The 16,211-nt window shown below is 68.6% G+C and carries 15 protein-coding genes; 12 read left to right on the plus strand and 3 right to left on the minus strand.

All coding sequences use genetic code 11. The annotated features are described in order from the left end of the window. Nucleotides 1-12 precede the first annotated feature (12 nt). The gene (locus E9536_RS15315; protein WP_060174077.1) at nt 13-1,053 is read left to right on the plus strand and encodes a LacI family DNA-binding transcriptional regulator; all 1,041 of its coding nucleotides are present in this window, start codon (nt 13-15) and stop codon (nt 1,051-1,053) included. A 121-nt stretch (nt 1,054-1,174) separates the two neighbouring features. Here the strand turns inward: E9536_RS15315 and E9536_RS15320 are convergent, their stop codons facing one another. Then, entirely contained in the window at nt 1,175-1,816 is a 642-nt protein-coding gene (locus tag E9536_RS15320; RefSeq protein ID WP_136470107.1) for a GntR family transcriptional regulator, read from the minus strand. Nucleotides 1,817-1,947: 131 nt separating this feature from the next. Between E9536_RS15320 and E9536_RS15325 the strand changes: the two genes are divergently transcribed. Both E9536_RS15325 and E9536_RS15330 read left to right on the plus strand, forming a co-directional pair. Continuing rightward, nucleotides 1,948-2,424 carry an OsmC family protein gene (locus E9536_RS15325; RefSeq protein ID WP_136470108.1) on the plus strand — a complete coding sequence of 159 codons (477 nt, stop codon included), beginning with the start codon at nt 1,948-1,950 and terminating at the stop codon, nt 2,422-2,424. A gap of 28 nt (nt 2,425-2,452) precedes the next feature. Continuing rightward, entirely contained in the window at nt 2,453-3,097 is a 645-nt protein-coding gene (locus tag E9536_RS15330) for a glutathione S-transferase family protein (protein WP_059693205.1), read from the plus strand. A gap of 70 nt (nt 3,098-3,167) precedes the next feature. On the opposite strand, the gene E9536_RS15335 is transcribed toward E9536_RS15330, so the two are convergent. After that, nucleotides 3,168-4,118: a LysR family transcriptional regulator gene (locus tag E9536_RS15335; RefSeq protein WP_027790239.1), complete on the minus strand. Its 951-nt coding sequence runs from the start codon at nt 4,116-4,118 to the stop codon at nt 3,168-3,170. A 114-nt stretch (nt 4,119-4,232) separates the two neighbouring features. On the opposite strand from E9536_RS15335, the gene E9536_RS15340 reads away from it, so the two are divergent. The 7 genes from E9536_RS15340 (at nt 4,233) to E9536_RS15370 (ending at nt 12,691) form a co-directional block, all read left to right on the plus strand. Beyond that, nucleotides 4,233-5,984 carry an IlvD/Edd family dehydratase gene (locus E9536_RS15340; protein WP_027790240.1) on the plus strand — a complete coding sequence of 584 codons (1,752 nt, stop codon included), beginning with the start codon at nt 4,233-4,235 and terminating at the stop codon, nt 5,982-5,984. Between the two features lie 127 nt (nt 5,985-6,111). Next, the gene (locus E9536_RS15345; protein WP_136470109.1) at nt 6,112-7,041 is read left to right on the plus strand and encodes a dihydrodipicolinate synthase family protein; all 930 of its coding nucleotides are present in this window, start codon (nt 6,112-6,114) and stop codon (nt 7,039-7,041) included. Nucleotides 7,042-7,077: 36 nt separating this feature from the next. Then, nucleotides 7,078-8,007, plus strand: a complete 930-nt coding sequence (locus tag E9536_RS15350; protein WP_091920771.1) for a Gfo/Idh/MocA family oxidoreductase — start codon at nt 7,078-7,080, stop codon at nt 8,005-8,007. Between the two features lie 83 nt (nt 8,008-8,090). Then, nucleotides 8,091-9,104 (plus strand): arabinose ABC transporter substrate-binding protein, encoded by a 1,014-nt coding sequence (locus E9536_RS15355; protein ID WP_136470110.1) that lies wholly within the window; start codon nt 8,091-8,093, stop codon nt 9,102-9,104. A 20-nt stretch (nt 9,105-9,124) separates the two neighbouring features. Further along, entirely contained in the window at nt 9,125-10,684 is a 1,560-nt protein-coding gene (gene araG, locus E9536_RS15360) for an L-arabinose ABC transporter ATP-binding protein AraG (protein WP_136470111.1), read from the plus strand. A gap of 30 nt (nt 10,685-10,714) precedes the next feature. Beyond that, nucleotides 10,715-11,740 (plus strand): L-arabinose ABC transporter permease AraH, encoded by a 1,026-nt coding sequence (gene araH, locus E9536_RS15365; protein ID WP_136470112.1) that lies wholly within the window; start codon nt 10,715-10,717, stop codon nt 11,738-11,740. Between the two features lie 51 nt (nt 11,741-11,791). Further along, nucleotides 11,792-12,691: an SMP-30/gluconolactonase/LRE family protein gene (locus E9536_RS15370; protein ID WP_136470113.1), complete on the plus strand. Its 900-nt coding sequence runs from the start codon at nt 11,792-11,794 to the stop codon at nt 12,689-12,691. Nucleotides 12,692-12,743: 52 nt separating this feature from the next. Here the strand turns inward: E9536_RS15370 and E9536_RS15375 are convergent, their stop codons facing one another. Continuing rightward, nucleotides 12,744-13,634, minus strand: a complete 891-nt coding sequence (locus E9536_RS15375) for an amidohydrolase family protein (RefSeq protein WP_059676673.1) — start codon at nt 13,632-13,634, stop codon at nt 12,744-12,746. 169 nt (nt 13,635-13,803) lie between these two features. Here E9536_RS15375 and E9536_RS15380 point away from each other — a divergent pair, with 169 nt between their 5' ends. Together E9536_RS15380 and E9536_RS15385 are read left to right on the plus strand one after the other, a co-directional pair. Then, entirely contained in the window at nt 13,804-14,631 is an 828-nt protein-coding gene (locus tag E9536_RS15380; RefSeq protein WP_021163522.1) for a p-hydroxycinnamoyl CoA hydratase/lyase, read from the plus strand. Nucleotides 14,632-14,674: 43 nt separating this feature from the next. After that, nucleotides 14,675-16,126 carry an aldehyde dehydrogenase gene (locus E9536_RS15385; protein WP_136470114.1) on the plus strand — a complete coding sequence of 484 codons (1,452 nt, stop codon included), beginning with the start codon at nt 14,675-14,677 and terminating at the stop codon, nt 16,124-16,126. The last annotated feature ends 85 nt before the right edge of the window (nt 16,127-16,211 follow it).

Raw genomic sequence — 16,211 nt, forward strand, 5'->3', positions numbered from 1 at the left:
AGTGAGCAAACGATGGCAACCCTGGATGAAGTGGCGCGCCGCGCCGGCGTGACGGCCGCGACCGTGTCGAACGTGCTGCGCGAGCGCGGCCGGGTCGGCGAGGCGACGCGTGCTCGGGTGCTGGAAGCCGTGGAGGCGCTCGGGTATCGGCCGCATCTCGCGGCGCGTGCGCTGGCGGAAGGGCGCGCGCCGACGGTCGCGCTGATGGTGTCGAGCATCGCGAACCCGTTCTACCCGGAGTTCGCGCTGGCGGTCGAGCGCGCGGTGCGCCGCAACGGACAGTTCCTGATCGTCTGCAATACGAATGAAGACCCGCTGCAAGGGCGCGCGTATCTCGACCAGATTGCCGGCACGATCTCCGAAGGGATTCTCGTGACCAACGCGAACCTGCATCTGCCCGATCTGCTCGACGTGGCGGCGCGCGGTGTGCCGGTCGTGCTGTGCCTGTGGGAGCGGCCGGAGGCGCCGCCCGACGGATTGCCGTGCGTGGCGATCGATTTTAGGGAGGCGGGGCGGATCGCGACGCGGCACTTGCTCGAGCTGGGCCACGAGCGGATCGGCGTGATCGTCGGCGGGTCGGCGAGCGGCGTGCAGGCGGCGCGCTACGACGGCTTCGTCGACGTGATGCGTGAAGCCGGGCTCGATGCGTCGATCGTCGCGGCGGAACCCGATTCGATCGAAGGCGGCGTGCGCGCGGCGGGTCGACTGCTCGACGCGCATCCGCGGCTGACCGCGCTGGTCGCGACCAACGACCTGCCGGCGATCGGGGCGATGCATGCGGCGGCCGATCGCGGCCGGCGTGTGCCGGACGATCTGTCGATCGTCGGGATCACCGACATTCACCTGGCCAGCGACACGCGCCCCACGCTGACGACCGTTGCGATCCCGACCGCCGAGGCCGCCGGGCTCGCGGTCGAATTGCTCAATGCGCTACGCGACGCGGGCGAGCGCAGCAGCGCTGCGTCGCGCGTGCGGATCGCGTCGCTGCCGAAACTGGTGGTGCGCGGGACGACCGGCCGCGCGCCCGGCGGGAGCGCGACGCGGTCGATTTGACGTATCGATGTGTTGAACGTCGCGACGGAGGGTGCCGCCGCGATCGGCGCGACTCGACAAGGCAGGACAAGACCGGCCCGGCCCGCGCACGGTGCAGCAGGCGGCACGCGCAGCGCCGGCTTCAGTCGCCTTCGACGAGCCCCATCACGATGCGCCTGGCCGATTCGAGATGCGCGACCGTCATCGACCGAGCGGCACGCGCATTGCGTTCGCGGCACGCCTGCAGGATCTCCTCGTGCTCGACCTGGAACGACGGCGTATCGGCGAGCAGCGTGGCCTGCAGGCGCTCGTACCGTTCGACCTGGCTGCGCAGCTCCGCGATCGTCTTCAATTGCCGTGCGTTGCCGCAGCACGAATACAGCAACGCATGGAATTCGCGGTTCAGTTCGCCCTGCCGGCGCGGCACGGCCGTATCGCCGAGCAGGCGATGGACGAGTTCGGCACGCGCGAGCGTCTCGTCGTCGAGCCGCTTCACGCTTCGGTAGATCGCGTCGCCTTCGAGCAGCACGCGCAGGTCGTAGATTTCCTGCACGTCCGATGCGCCCAGCATGCGCACGACGGCGCCGCGATTCCTGAAGATGTCCAGCAACCCTTCGCGCTCCAGGCGCTGGATGGCCTCGCGCATCGGAATCCGGCTGATGCCGAACCGGTCGGCGAGGTCGCGCTCGACGAGCCGTTCGCCCGCTTCGAACTCGCCGTTGATGATCATGTCGCGCAACGAGGTGGCGACCGCGTCCGCCGTGGAATCGAGTTTGGCTTCCATGCCTGTGTGTTCCGTCAATTTGGAATAATGGTATACCAAACGAAAATCCGGTGCCAAAATGGCGAACGCAGGCGGGCCCCGTACGACGAAATCCTGCCCGGTCGAAGCAACCCACATCAATGGAGAGCGAGATGGCATCTGGTGAACACAAGTATCGCGTCGCAGTCGCGTGGACGGGCAATCTCGGCACCGGCACGTCGGGGTATCGCGAGTACGGCCGCGATCACGTGATCCGGGCCGGTTCCAAGCCGGATATTCCCGGTTCGTCGGACCCGGCGTTTCGGGGCGACGCGTCGCGCTGGAACCCCGAGGACCTGTTGCTGGCGTCGGCATCGGCGTGTCACAAGCTCTGGTACCTGCACCTGTGCTCCGAAGCGGGCATTCGCGTGCTCGCTTATGTCGACGACGCGGAAGGCACGATGGTCGACCGTGACGAGCCGGGCCGCTTCACGGAAATCGTGCTGCGCCCGCACGTGACGATCCAGGCCGGCGACGATCGCGAGCGGGCTGAACATCTGCATCATGATGCGCACGCGAAGTGCTATATCGCGAACTCGGTCAATTTTCCGATCCGCTGCGAACCCACGATCGAATTCGCCGCGGCATGACGCCGACACCCGCCGGACGAAATCGACGATGAAGCTTTTCTACTACCCCGGCAACGCCAGCATGGCGCCGCACTTCGTGCTCGAGGAAATCGGCCAGCCGTTCGAGCTTGAATACGTCGACCGCACGCACGATCGACACAAGTCGCCGGACTACCTCGCGCTCAATCCGAACGGGCTCATTCCGGTACTGATCGACGGCGACCTGGTGCTGTACGAGGCCGCCGCCATTTGCCTGCATCTCGCCGATACGCATCCCGAGAAGCGGCTGGCGCCCGAACTCGGCACCCCGGAACGTGCACAGTGCTACAAATGGCTGATGTGGCTCACCAACACGCTCCAGGCGACGTTGATCGCGTATTTCTATCCGGAGCGCTGGGTCGACGTGGGCAACTCGGCTGGTGCCGCGCAGGTGAAGGCGCACGCGGAGGCGAAAATCGCGGCGCTGCTCGATCAGCTCGACCGTCAACTGGAAACGAGCGGCGGCCCCTGGCTGCTCGGCGCGCATTACTCGGTGCTCGATCCATATGCGCTGATGCTGTGCCGCTGGACCCGCGGCTTTGCCGAACCGGCGCGACAGCGCCCGGTACTCGGCGGTTATCTGCAGCGGGTGCTCGCGCGCCCGGCGATCCAGCGGGCGCTGCAGACCGAAGGGATCGCGCCGCCCTGGGTGTGACGCTCGACCCGGGCCACGCGCGCGTCAGCCGGCGCGCACGTGCTCCGGGAGCGCCGATGAAGCTGCGCCGTTACGGCACGACGCCATAAACCCCCCGCGCCGCCACCCGAATCGCATCCACCATCACCGCGACGGCCGGCGAATGCAGCCGGTCGGTGCGCGTGATGATCCCGAAATCGTCCATCCGGCAATCCATCTCCAGCGGCAGCACCGTGACGATCCCGTGCCGCGCGTAGTAGCGCGCTACGTCCTCGGCCAGCACCGCGATCATGTCGCTCTGTTCGAGCAGTTGCGTGATGAACAGCAGCGCGGACGTCTCGACGAGGTTCGCCGGCGGCGCGAGGCTCGCGCGCTGGAACACGAGCTCGAAGCGATGGCGCAGCACGCTGCCGGCCGGCGGCACGACCCACGCGGCGCGCTGCACGTCCGCGAGCGCCAGCGGCGCCTGCGCGAGCAGCGGATGGCCGGTCCGCACGACGGCCGCCACCGACTCGCCGGTCAGCGGCTCGTAGCGCAGCCGCAGCTTGTCGTGTTCGGCGGAAAGCCGGCCGACCACGATGTCGATCTTGTCCTGCGCGAGATGTTCGAGCAGCACGTTGCTGGTGTCGATCTCGACCGATACGTGCAGGCCCGCATGCGTGCCCTTCACCGCGGCCACGGCCGGCGGCACGAGCCGCAAGCCCGGCGACGTGATCGCCCCCACCGCCACGTGGCCGAGATGGCCGGCCTTCAGCGCGGCCAGTTCCTCGTGCGCCTGGTCGAGGCTGCCGAGCGCCGCGCGCGCGTGACGGATCAGCGCGTCGCCGTACAGCGTCGGCCGCATCCCGCGCGGCAGGCGTTCGAACAGCACCGCACCGATCGATTCCTCGAGTTCGCGCAGCAGCTTCGACGCGGCCGGCTGCGTCATGTTCAGCGCGGCCGCCGCGCGGTGAATGCTGCCTTCGTCGGCAAGCGCGACGACCAGCAGAAGCTGGCGCGTCTTCAGGCGGCCGCGGTTTCCCCACGGGCTGGCTTCGGGCATCGTACGGGTTTATATCGATATCGGAATCGATATCGTAATCGCCAAAAACGTCATTAGCCAGTTATCAAAATTCTGCCTAGACTGCGCCGGTATCCCGTCACCACAGGACTGACGATGTCGGCAACAAAACCCAGGCTGCGCTCCGCCCAATGGTTCGGCACGAACGACAAGAACGGCTTCATGTACCGGAGCTGGATGAAGAATCAGGGCATTCCCGATCACGAGTTCGATGGCCGTCCGATCATCGGCATCTGCAACACGTGGTCCGAACTGACGCCGTGCAACGCGCACTTCCGCAAGCTCGCCGAGCACGTGAAGCGCGGGATCTTCGAAGCGGGCGGCTTCCCGGTCGAGTTCCCGGTGTTCTCGAACGGCGAATCGAACCTGCGCCCGTCGGCGATGCTCACGCGCAACCTTGCATCGATGGACGTCGAGGAAGCGATCCGCGGCAATCCGATCGACGCGGTCGTGCTGCTCGCCGGCTGCGACAAGACGACACCTGCGCTGCTGATGGGCGCGGCGAGCTGCGACGTGCCGGCGATCGTCGTGTCGGGCGGGCCGATGCTGAACGGCAAGCTCGAAGGCAGGAACATCGGCTCCGGCACGGCCGTGTGGCAGCTGCATGAATCACTGAAGGCCGGCGAGATCGACCTGCATCACTTCCTGTCGGCCGAAGCCGGGATGTCGCGCTCGGCCGGCACCTGCAACACGATGGGCACCGCGTCGACAATGGCGTGCATGGCCGAGGCGCTCGGCGTCGCGCTGCCGCACAACGCGGCGATCCCGGCCGTCGATTCGCGCCGCTACGTGCTCGCGCACATGTCCGGCATCCGCATCGTCGAGATGGCGCTCGAAGGGCTGGTGCTGTCGAAGGTCCTCACGCGCGCGGCGTTCGAGAACGCGATCCGCGCGAATGCGGCGATCGGCGGCTCGACGAATGCGGTGATCCACCTGAAGGCGATCGCCGGACGCATCGGCGTGCCGCTCGAACTGGAGGACTGGATGCGCATCGGCCGCGACACGCCGACGATCGTCGACCTGATGCCGTCGGGGCGCTTCCTGATGGAAGAGTTCTATTACGCGGGCGGGCTGCCGGCCGTGCTGCGCCGGCTCGGCGAAGGCGGGCTGCTGCCGCACCCGGACGCGCTGACGGTGAACGGCAAGTCGCTGTGGGACAACGTGCGCGAAGCGCCGAACTACGACGACGAAGTGATTCGCCCGCTCGACCGGCCGCTGATCGCGGACGGCGGCATCTGCATCCTGCGCGGCAACCTCGCGCCGCGCGGCGCGGTGCTGAAGCCGTCGGCGGCGAGCCCCGAGCTGCTGAAGCATCGCGGCCGCGCGGTCGTGTTCGAGAACCTCGACCACTACAAGGCGACGATCAACGACGAGGCGCTCGACGTCGACGCCAGCTCGGTGCTCGTGCTGAAGAACTGCGGGCCGCGCGGTTATCCGGGGATGGCCGAGGTCGGCAACATGGGGCTGCCGCCGAAGCTGCTGCGCCAGGGCGTGAAGGACATGGTGCGGATTTCCGACGCGCGGATGAGCGGCACCGCGTACGGCACGGTCGTGCTGCATGTGGCGCCGGAGGCCGCCGCCGGCGGGCCGCTCGCGGCCGTGCGCAACGGCGACTGGATCGAGCTCGACTGCGAGGCCGGCACGCTGCATCTCGACATTCCGGATGACGAACTGCAGCGCCGCCTGTCGGACGTCGATCCGACCGCGGCGCCGGGCGTGGCCGGGCAGCTCGGCAAGGGCGGCTACGCACGGCTGTACATCGATCACGTGCTGCAGGCCGACGAGGGGTGCGACCTCGACTTCCTGGTCGGCACGCGCGGCGCGGACGTGCCGAGCCATTCGCATTGAGCGGCAGGCGGCGCGAGAGGTGCCACAAACGCGCGCCGCAGCCGGTTGCGGGCCCGCCCGGGCCCGCTTCGTGAAACCGTGAACGCATGACGGCGGTCGCCACCGACGCCGAAGCAGGACGCGAACCATGACATCGAGCAGCACGCCGCGCTATCGCGGCATCTTCCCCGTCGTCCCGACGACCTTCACCGACACCGGCGAGCTCGACCTCGCGAGCCAGAAACGCGCGGTCGATTTCATGATCGACGCGGGTTCCGACGGGCTGTGCATCCTCGCGAATTTCTCCGAGCAGTTCGCGATCACCGACGACGAACGCGACGTGCTCACGCGCACGATCCTCGAACACGTCGCGGGCCGCGTGCCGGTGATCGTCACGACGTCGCACTACGGCACGCAGGTGTGCGCGGCGCGCAGCCTGTGCGCGCAGCAGCTCGGCGCGGCGATGGTGATGGCGATGCCGCCTTATCACGGCGCGACGTTCCGCGTGCCGGAAGCGCAGATCTTCGATTTCTATGCACGCGTTTCGGACGCGATCGACATCCCGATCATGATCCAGGATGCGCCCGCGAGCGGCACGGTGCTGTCCGCCCCGTTCCTCGCACGGATGGCGCGCGAGATCGAGCAGGTCGCGTACTTCAAGATCGAGACGCCCGGGGCGGCGAACAAGCTGCGCGAACTGATCCGGCTCGGCGGCGACGCGATCGAGGGGCCGTGGGACGGCGAGGAGGCGATCACGCTGCTCGCCGACCTCCATGCCGGCGCGACCGGCGCGATGACGGGCGGCGGGTTTCCGGACGGCATCCGGCCGATTCTCGAAGCCTGGCGCGAAGGGCGCCACGACGACGCTTTCGAGCGCTATCAGGCGTGGCTGCCGCTGATCAATCACGAGAACCGCCAGTCCGGGATCCTCACCGCGAAGGCGCTGATGCGCGAAGGCGGCGTGATCGCGTGCGAGCGGCCACGGCATCCGATGCCGGAACTGCATCCGGACACGCGCGCGGAACTGCTCGCGATCGCGCGCCAGCTCGATCCGCTCGTGCTGCGCTGGGCGCACTGAACGACCACCGAACGATTCGCGAAGGAGGCATGCACGATGAGTGATCAGGTTTCGCTGGGTATCGTCGGCGTCGGCAAGATCGCGCGCGACCAGCATCTGCCGGCGATCGACGCCGAACCGGGCTTCAAGCTGACCGCATGCGCGAGCCGCCATGCGGAAGTCGCCGGCGTGCGCAACTATCGCGACCTGCGCGCGCTGCTGGCCACCGAGCGCGAGCTCGACGCCGTGTCGCTGTGCGCGCCGCCGCAGGTGCGCTACGCGCAGGCGCGCGCCGCGCTCGAGGCCGGCAAGCACGTGATGCTCGAGAAGCCGCCGGGCGCGACGCTCGGCGAAGTGGCCGTGCTGGACGCGCTCGCGCGCGAGCGCGGGCTCACGTTGTTCGCCACGTGGCATTCGCGCTGCGCGAGCGCGGTGGAGCCCGCGCGCGCGTGGCTCGCGACCCGCACGATCCGCGCGGTGCAGGTGCGCTGGAAGGAGGACGTGCGGCGCTGGCACCCGGGGCAGCAATGGATCTGGGAACCGGGCGGCCTCGGCGTGTTCGATCCGGGCATCAACGCGCTGTCGATCGTCACGCGGATCCTGCCGCGCGAGCTCGTGCTGCGCGAGGCGACGCTCATCGTGCCGAGCGACGTGCAGACGCCGATCGCCGCCGAACTCGATTGCACGGATACCGATGGCGTGCCCGTGCGCGCGGAATTCGACTGGCGGCACGGCCCGGTCGAGCAATGGGAAATCGCGGTCGACACGGCCGACGGCGTGCTCGCGATCAGCCGCGGCGGCGCGCAACTGTCGATTGCGGGCGAGCCGGTCGAGATCGGGCCCGAACGCGAGTATCCGGCGCTGTATGCGCACTTCCATGCGCTGATCGCGCGGGGTGAAAGCGACGTCGACGTGCGGCCGCTGCGGCTCGTCGCCGATGCGTTCCTGTTCGGCCGGCGCGTGCAGACCGACGCGTTCGGACGCTGACTGCGCTGACTATGCGGGCGCGCTGCGGCGCGATCGCGCACGACGAATCATTACGGCACAAGCCGACATCAAGGAGACACCGCATGAACCGCACGACCCAAACGATTCGCCGACACACCCTGCGCGCGCTGCTCGCCGCGCTGTGCATCGCGCCGCTCGGCATGCAGGGCGCCGCGCGCGCCGACGCGCCGCTGAAGATCGGCTTCCTAGTGAAGATGCCCGAGCAGGCTTGGTTCATCAACGAGCAGAACGCGGCGTCCGCGCTCGGCCAGAAAGAGAATTTCTCGGTCGTGAAGATCGGCACGCCCGACGGCGAGAAGGTGCTGGCCGCGATCGACAACCTCGGTTCACAAGGCGCGCAGGGCTTCGTGATCTGCGCGCCCGACGTGCGCCTCGGGCCGGCGATCGCCGCGCGTGCGAAGCGCTACAACATGAAGTTCGTGACCGTCGACGACCAGCTCGTCGATTCGACCGGCAAGCCGCTGTCGAACGTGCCGCACCTCGGGATGTCGGCGACCAAGATCGGCAACCAGGTCGGCCAGGCGATTTCCGACGAGATGAAGCGACGCGGCTGGAAACCCGAGGAAGTCGGCGCGCTGCGGATCACGAACTACGAGCTGCCGACCGCGAAGCTGCGCACCGACGGCGCGACGCAGGCGCTGCTCGCGAACGGCTTCCGCCAGGAGAACATCTTCGATGCACCGCAGAAGACGACCGACGACGAAGGCGGCTTCAGCGCGGCCGCGCCGGTGCTCGCGCGGCATCCGAACATCAAGAAGTGGGTAATCTACGCGCTGAACGAGGAAACCGTGCTCGGCGCGGTGCGCGCGACCGAACAGCTGCATATTCCGGCCGCCGACGTGATCGGCGTCGGCATCAACGGTGCCGGCGAGGCGTTCGCCGAATTCCAGAAGAAGGAGCCGACCGGCTTCTACGGGACGATCGCCGTCAGCTCGACGAACCACGGCAAGGACAGCACGCAGAACCTCGTCGACTGGATTCGCAACGGCAAGACGCCGCCGGCCGACACGCAGACGAGCGGCAAGCTGATGACGCGCGCGAACTGGCAGGCCGTGCGCGCCGAACTCGGCATCTGAGCGTGCGGGGCGAGCAAGCGATGACGACGCAGACGATGACGACCGTATCCGCCGGCAGCACGGCCGCCGGCGCAGCCGGCGTGGCGAGGCCGGACGCGGCGCTGCTCGCGCTCGACGGCATCACGGTGACGTTCCCGGGCGTGCGCGCGCTCGACGCCGTGTCGCTGTCGGTGCGCGCGGGCGAAGTGCACGGGCTGATGGGCGAGAACGGCGCGGGGAAGTCGACGCTGCTGAAGGTGCTGTCCGGCGTGAACCAGCCGCAGGCCGGCACGCTGACGCTGAACGGCGCGGTGCAGCACTTCGCGTCGACGCGCGCGGCGCTGGAGGCCGGCATCGCGATCATCTACCAGGAACTGCATCTCGTGCCCGAGCTGACGGTCGCGGAAAACCTGATGCTCGGGCAACTGCCGAGCCGGCTCGGCGTGGTCGACGAACGCGCGCTTGCCGTGCGCGCGCTCGATGCGCTGGAGCGGCTCGGCGAGCACATCGATCCGGGCATTCCGGTGAAGTATCTGTCGATCGGCCAGCGCCAGATGATCGAGATCGGCAAGGCGCTGATGCGCGATGCGCGCGTGATCGCGTTCGACGAACCGACGAGTTCGCTGTCCGCGCGCGAGACCGCGCAACTGTTCCGGATCATCCGCGCACTGCGCGCGGAAGGCCGCGCGATCATCTACGTCACGCACCGGATGGAGGAAGTGTATGAACTGTGCGACCGCGTGACCGTGTTCCGCGACGGCCGTCGCATCGAGACGTTCGAATCCGTGGCCGATCTCGATCGCGACCGGCTGATCGGCTGCATGGTCGGCCGCTCGATCGAGGACGTGTACGGCTACCGGCCGCGCACGCCCGGCGACGTGCTGATCGAGGCGAAGGGGCTGGCGGGGCCCGGGCTCGCCGAGCCCGTGTCGTTCACCGCGCGGCGCGGCGAGATCGTCGGCTTCTTCGGGCTGGTCGGCGCGGGCCGCTCGGAGCTGATGAAGCTGCTGTACGGCGCCGCGCGCCCGAGCGCGGGGCACGTCGAGCTGAACGGGCGGCGGGTCGCGTTCGGGAGCCCGCGCGACGCGGTGCGCGCCGGCCTCGCGCTGTGCCCGGAAGACCGCAAGCAGGAAGGCATCGTCGCGATCGCGTCGGTGGCCGACAACCTGAACATCAGCGCGCGCCGGCATTTCAGCCCGGCGCGCGTGCTGCTCGACGGGCGGCGCGAGCGTGAACTCGCGCAGCGCTATATCGAGCGGCTCGCGATCAAGACCCGCGACGGCGACACGCCGATCGGCGCGCTGTCGGGCGGCAACCAGCAGAAGGTCGTGCTCGCGCGCTGGCTGGCCGAGCGCATCGACGTGTTCCTGATGGACGAGCCGACGCGCGGCATCGACGTCGGCGCGCGCGCGGAAATCTACAACCTGTTCTACGAACTCGCGGAAGCGGGCCGCACGGTGATCCTCGTGTCGAGCGACCTCGCCGAGGTGATCGGCGTGTCGGACCGGATCATCGTGATGAAGGAAGGACGGATCGCGGGCGAGGTCGCGAAGGCGCAGGCGACGCCCGACGTGCTGATCAAGCTCGCGCTGCCGCGCTAGCGGCCTGCAGTCAACCGGAAAGCAACTGATATGAGCCAGGCAATGCAACCCCAACGCACTTCCCCGTCCCCCGATGCCGCGGCCTCGACCGCGCCCGCGCGCGCGCGCGGCGGCGTGTGGCAACTGATCAACCGCTCCGGCATCGTGATGGTGTTCCTCGTGCTGTTCGCGACGCTGTCGCTGACCGTGCCGGACTTCCTCACGCCGCGCAACATCCAGGGCCTGCTGCTGTCGGTCACGCTGATCGGCTCGATCGCGGTGACGATGATGTTCGTGCTCGCGCTCGGCGAGGTCGACCTGTCGGTCGCGTCGATCGTCGCGTTCTCGGGCGTCGTCGCGTCGACGCTGATCACCGCGACGCACAGCGTCGTGCTCGGCATCGCCGGCGGCGTGCTCGCGGGCGGCGCGGTCGGGCTCGTCAACGGCGTGCTGATCGCGCGCTGGCGGATCAACTCGCTGATCGTCACGCTCGCGATGATGGAAGTCGTGCGCGGGCTCGCGTTCATCACGTCGAACGGCGACGCGGTGATGATCTCCGAGGAGCGCTTCTTCGATCTCGGCGGCGGGTCGTTCCTCGGCATCTCGTATCCGATCTGGAGCAACATCGTCGGCTTCGTCGTGTTCGGCTTCCTCTTGCGCCGGACGGTGTTCGGCAAGAACGTGCTGGCCGTCGGCGGCAACGGCGAGGCGGCGCTGCTCGCGGGGCTGCCGGTGATGCGCATCAAGATCACCGTGTTCGTGCTGCAGGGGCTCGTGACCGGCTTCGCCGGCGTGATGCTCGCGTCGCGGATGAGCCTCGGCGATCCGAAGACCTCGGTCGGCCTCGAGCTCGGCGTGATCTCCGCGTGCGTGCTCGGCGGCGTGTCGCTGACGGGCGGCGTCGCGACGATCTCCGGCGTGCTGGTCGGCGTGCTGATCATGGGCTCCGTGCAGGACGCGATGAGCCTCTTGAACGTGCCGACGTTTTACCAATATCTGATACGCGGCGGAATTCTGTTGCTCGCGGTGCTGTTCGACCAGTATCGTCGCAACCAGCGGCGCGCGATGAAGATCTGACCCTGACGAACGCGCGGCCGCCTGCGAAGGCGACAGACATCGGGAGACGGCATGCAACAGATTCATCCGGGCGCGGCGGCGCTGCTCGTGGACAGCCGCAACACGCTCGGCGAAGGCGCGACGTGGTGCGACGCGACGCACGCGCTGTACTGGACGGACATCGAAGGGGCGCGGCTGTGGCGCTGCCGCGCGGACGGCTCGGGCCTCGCGCAGTGGCCGATGCCGGAACGGCTCGCGTGCTTCGCGCTGACGCACGATCCGGACGTGCTGCTCGTCGGGCTCGCGACGCATCTCGCGTTCTTCGACCTGCGCAGCGGTGCGTTCACGCGGATCGTCGACGTCGAACCCGATCTGCCGACGCGGCTGAACGACGGGCGCTGCGATGGGGCCGGCGCATTCGTGTTCGGGATGAAGGACGAAGGCAGCGAGCCGCCGCAAGCGGTCGGCGGGTTCTATCGGCTCAATCCGGATCTCACGCTGCAGCGGCTCGCGCTGCCGCCGGCCGCGATCGCGAACAGCATCGCGTTCTCGCCGGATGGGTCGAAGATGTATTTCTGCGATTCGCTGGTGCGCGAGATTTTCGTGTGCGATTACCACGCGGGCGGCGATGTCGCGAATGTGCGGCCGTTCGCGCGGCTGACCGATGCGGACGGCGATCCGGACGGCTCGACGGTCGATCGCGACGGCGGCCTGTGGAATGCGCAGTGGGGCGGCCGGCGGGTGGTGCGCTACGGGCCGGACGGCGTTGAAACGGAGCGCGTCGAAGTGCCGACCGCGCAGCCGAGCTGCGTGGCGCTCGACGGCGAAGGCCGGCTGTACGTGACGAGCGCGCGCGTCGGGCTGAGCGACGACGCGCTGGCGAGCGATGCCGACGCCGGCGGCGTGTTCGTCGCCCGCACGCGTTACGCCGGGCTGCCGACCGCGCGGTTCGCGGGCAAGCCCGCGAACTGAGCGCGCCGGTGCGTGCGGCGGCGCGCTGCCGGCGCCGTCATGGCCGGACGGGTCACGACTGCTGCGCGGCCTGCAACCCCAGCAACGCGACCGCGTTGTCTTTCAGAATCAGCGAATGCACGTCGGGCCGGAACCCGGCGCCCTGAAAATCCTCGAGCCAGCGGTCCGGCCGGATCAGCGGAAAATCGGACGCGAACAGCACCTTGTGCCTGAGCAGCGTGTTCGCGTATTTCACGAGCTCGGGCGAGAAGTACTTCGGCGACCATCCCGACAGGTCGATGTAGACGTTCGGCTTGTGCAGCGCGATCGACAGCGCCTGCTCCTGCCACGGCCATGAAGGGTGCGCGATCACGATCTTCATGTCCGGGAAGTCGGCCGCGACGTCGTCGAGGTGAATCGGTTCGGAATACTTCAGACGCAGCCCGCCGCCGCCGCGCATCCCCGACCCCATCCCCGAATGCCCGCTGTGGAAGACGGCCGGCAACCCGTATTCCGCGATCACCTCGTAGATCGGATAGGCGAGCCTGTCGTTCGGGAAGCATCCCTGCATCGTCGGATGGAACTTGAAGCCCTTCACGCCGTGCTCGTCGATCAGGCGGCGCGCCTCGCGCGCGCCGAAGCGGCCCTTGTGCGGGTCGATGCTCGCGAACGCGATCATCACGTCGGCATTGTCCTGCGCGAATTGCGCGATTTCCTCGTTCGGAATGCGCCGCCGGCCGATGTTCGTCTCGCAGTCGACGGTGAACATCACGAAGCCGATCCGGCGCTCGCGGTAATGCGCGATCGTCTCCGGAATGGTCGGCCGACGGCCCTGCTTCAGCACGGTGCCGAAGTACTTGTCGGCCGCGTCGTCGAATGCCTTCGCGAACAGGTCCGGCGGCTGGCAGCACGACACTTCGGCGTGCACGTGCGTGTCGATGGCGATCAGGTTGTCGATGTCCAAGCGTGTCTCCTCATGTCGTGATGCGTCGGCCGGCACGGCGCGAAATCGGCTGTCCGGGCCCGTTTAGGGGTTTGTCCGGAGCCGCTACCATTCTACTTTACATATCAGGTTACCTGATAGTAAATTGGTCGCGAGTCGCACAGGGCGGCATCGTCATTGGAGAACGAAAATGGGTTACGAAGGGCGCTGGAAAACGGTGAAGGTCGAGGTCGAGGGCGGGATCGCATGGGTGACGCTGAACCGTCCGGACAAGCGCAACGCGATGAGCCCGACGTTGAACGCGGAGATGATCGACGTGCTGGAGGCGATCGAACTCGATGCCGAGGCGCAGGTGCTCGTGCTGACCGGCGAGGGCGACGCCTGGACGGCCGGGATGGACCTGAAGGAATATTTCCGCGAAGTCGACGCGGGCCCGGAAATCCTGCAGGAAAAGATTCGCCGCGACGCGAGCCGCTGGCAGTGGCAATTGCTGCGCATGTATGCGAAGCCGACGATCGCGATGGTCAACGGCTGGTGCTTCGGCGGCGGCTTCTCGCCGCTCGTCGCGTGCGACCTCGCGATCGCGGCCGACGAAGCGGTGTTCGGCCTGTCGGAAATCAACTGGGGCATCCCGCCGGGCAACCTCGTCAGCAAGGCGATGGCCGACACCGTGGGCCATCGCCAGGCGCTCTACTACATCATGACCGGCGACACCTTCACCGGCCCGCAGGCCGCGCAGATGGGGCTCGTCAACAAGAGCGTGCCGCGCGCGCAGCTGCGCGACGAGGTGCGCGCGCTGGCCGCGAAGCTGCTCGACAAGAACCCGGTCGTGATCCGTAACGCGAAGCACGGCTTCAAGCGTTGCCGCGAGCTGACCTGGGAGCAGAACGAGGACTACCTGTACGCGAAGCTCGACCAGGCGAACTACCGCGATCCGGAAGGCGGGCGCGAGCAGGGCCTCAAGCAGTTCCTCGACGACAAGAGCATCAAGCCGGGCCTGCAGGCGTACAAGCGCTGACGCGCGCCGCCGCACGCAACCGGATCCGAGTGGAGACACGGAAATGCACGAAGTGAGTTTGTTGATCGACGGCGTGTCGCGCGGCGCGTCGGACGGCGGGACCTTCGACCGGATCGATCCGGCGACGGGACGGGTGGCGTCGCGCGCCGCCGCGGCGACGCTTGCCGACGCGGACGCCGCGGTCGCGGCAGCGGCGCGCGCATTCCCCGCGTGGGCCGCGCTCGCGCCGACCGAGCGCCGTCGGCGGCTGCTCGCGGCGGCCGACCGGATGGACGCGCGCGCGGGCGAATTCATCGAAACCGGCCGCGCGGAAACCGGTGCGATGGCGAACTGGTACGGCTTCAACGTGATGCTCGCGGCGAACATGCTGCGCGAGGCGGCCGCGATGACCACGCAGATCGACGGCGCGGTGATCCCGTCGGACGTGCCCGGCAGCCTCGCGATGGCCGTGCGCCAGCCGTGCGGTGTCGTGCTCGGGATCGCGCCGTGGAATGCGCCGGTGATTCTCGCGACCCGTGCGCTCGCGATGCCGCTCGCATGCGGCAACACGGTGGTGCTGAAGGCGTCCGAGGGTTGTCCGGGCGTGCACCGGCTGATCGGCAGCGTGCTGCACGACGCAGGGCTCGGCGACGGCGTGGTCAACGTGATCACGCATGCGCCGCAGGACGCGCCGGCGATCGTCGAGCGGCTGATCGCGAACCCGGCGGTGCGCCGCGTGAACTTCACCGGTTCGACCCGCGTCGGCCGCATCGTCGCGACGCTCGCCGCGCAGCACCTGAAGCCGGCGCTGCTTGAACTCGGCGGCAAGGCGCCGGTGCTCGTGCTCGACGACGCCGATCTCGACGCGGCGGTCGAGGCGGTCGCATTCGGCGCGTTCCTCAACCAGGGGCAGATCTGCATGTCGACCGAGCGCGTGATCGTCGATCGCAAGGTCGCCGATGCGTTCGTCGAACGGCTCGTCGCGAAGGCACGCACGCTGAAGGCCGGCAACCCGGCCGCGCCGGGCGTCGTGCTGGGCACGCTCGAAAGCGCGGCCGCCGCGCAGCGGATCGCGGCGATGGTGGACGACGCGCGCGCGCACGGCGCCGCGCTGCCGCTCGGCTGTGAAGTCGACGGCGCGGTGATGCAGCCGACGATCGTCGACGGTGTCACGCGCGACATGCAGCTGTATGCGGACGAATCGTTCGGGCCGGTGGTGACCGTGCAGCGCGTCGACGGCGACGCCGCCGCGCTCGCGGCCGCGAACGACAGCGAGTACGGGCTGTCGGCGGCGGTGTTCAGCCGCGATATCGCGCGCGCGATGCAGGTCGCGAAGCAGATCGAATCGGGCATCTGCCACATCAACGGGCCGACGGTGCACGACGAGGCGCAGATGCCGTTCGGCGGCGTGAAGGCAAGCGGCTACGGCCGGTTCGGCAGCAAGGCGTCGATCGCCGAGTTTACCGACCTGCGCTGGATCACGGTCCAGACCACGCCGCGTCACTACCCGATCTGAGCAGTCCCGGGCGCCGCGGCGCCCCAGTTAAGACAACGACACAATGAAGTCCCCGCCCGGCGCGCGCACGCGCGCGGGGCGGAAC

The sequence above is a fragment of the Burkholderia sp. LS-044 genome (assembly GCF_004803625.1).
GTDB classification, from domain to species: Bacteria; Pseudomonadota; Gammaproteobacteria; order Burkholderiales; family Burkholderiaceae; genus Burkholderia; species Burkholderia cepacia.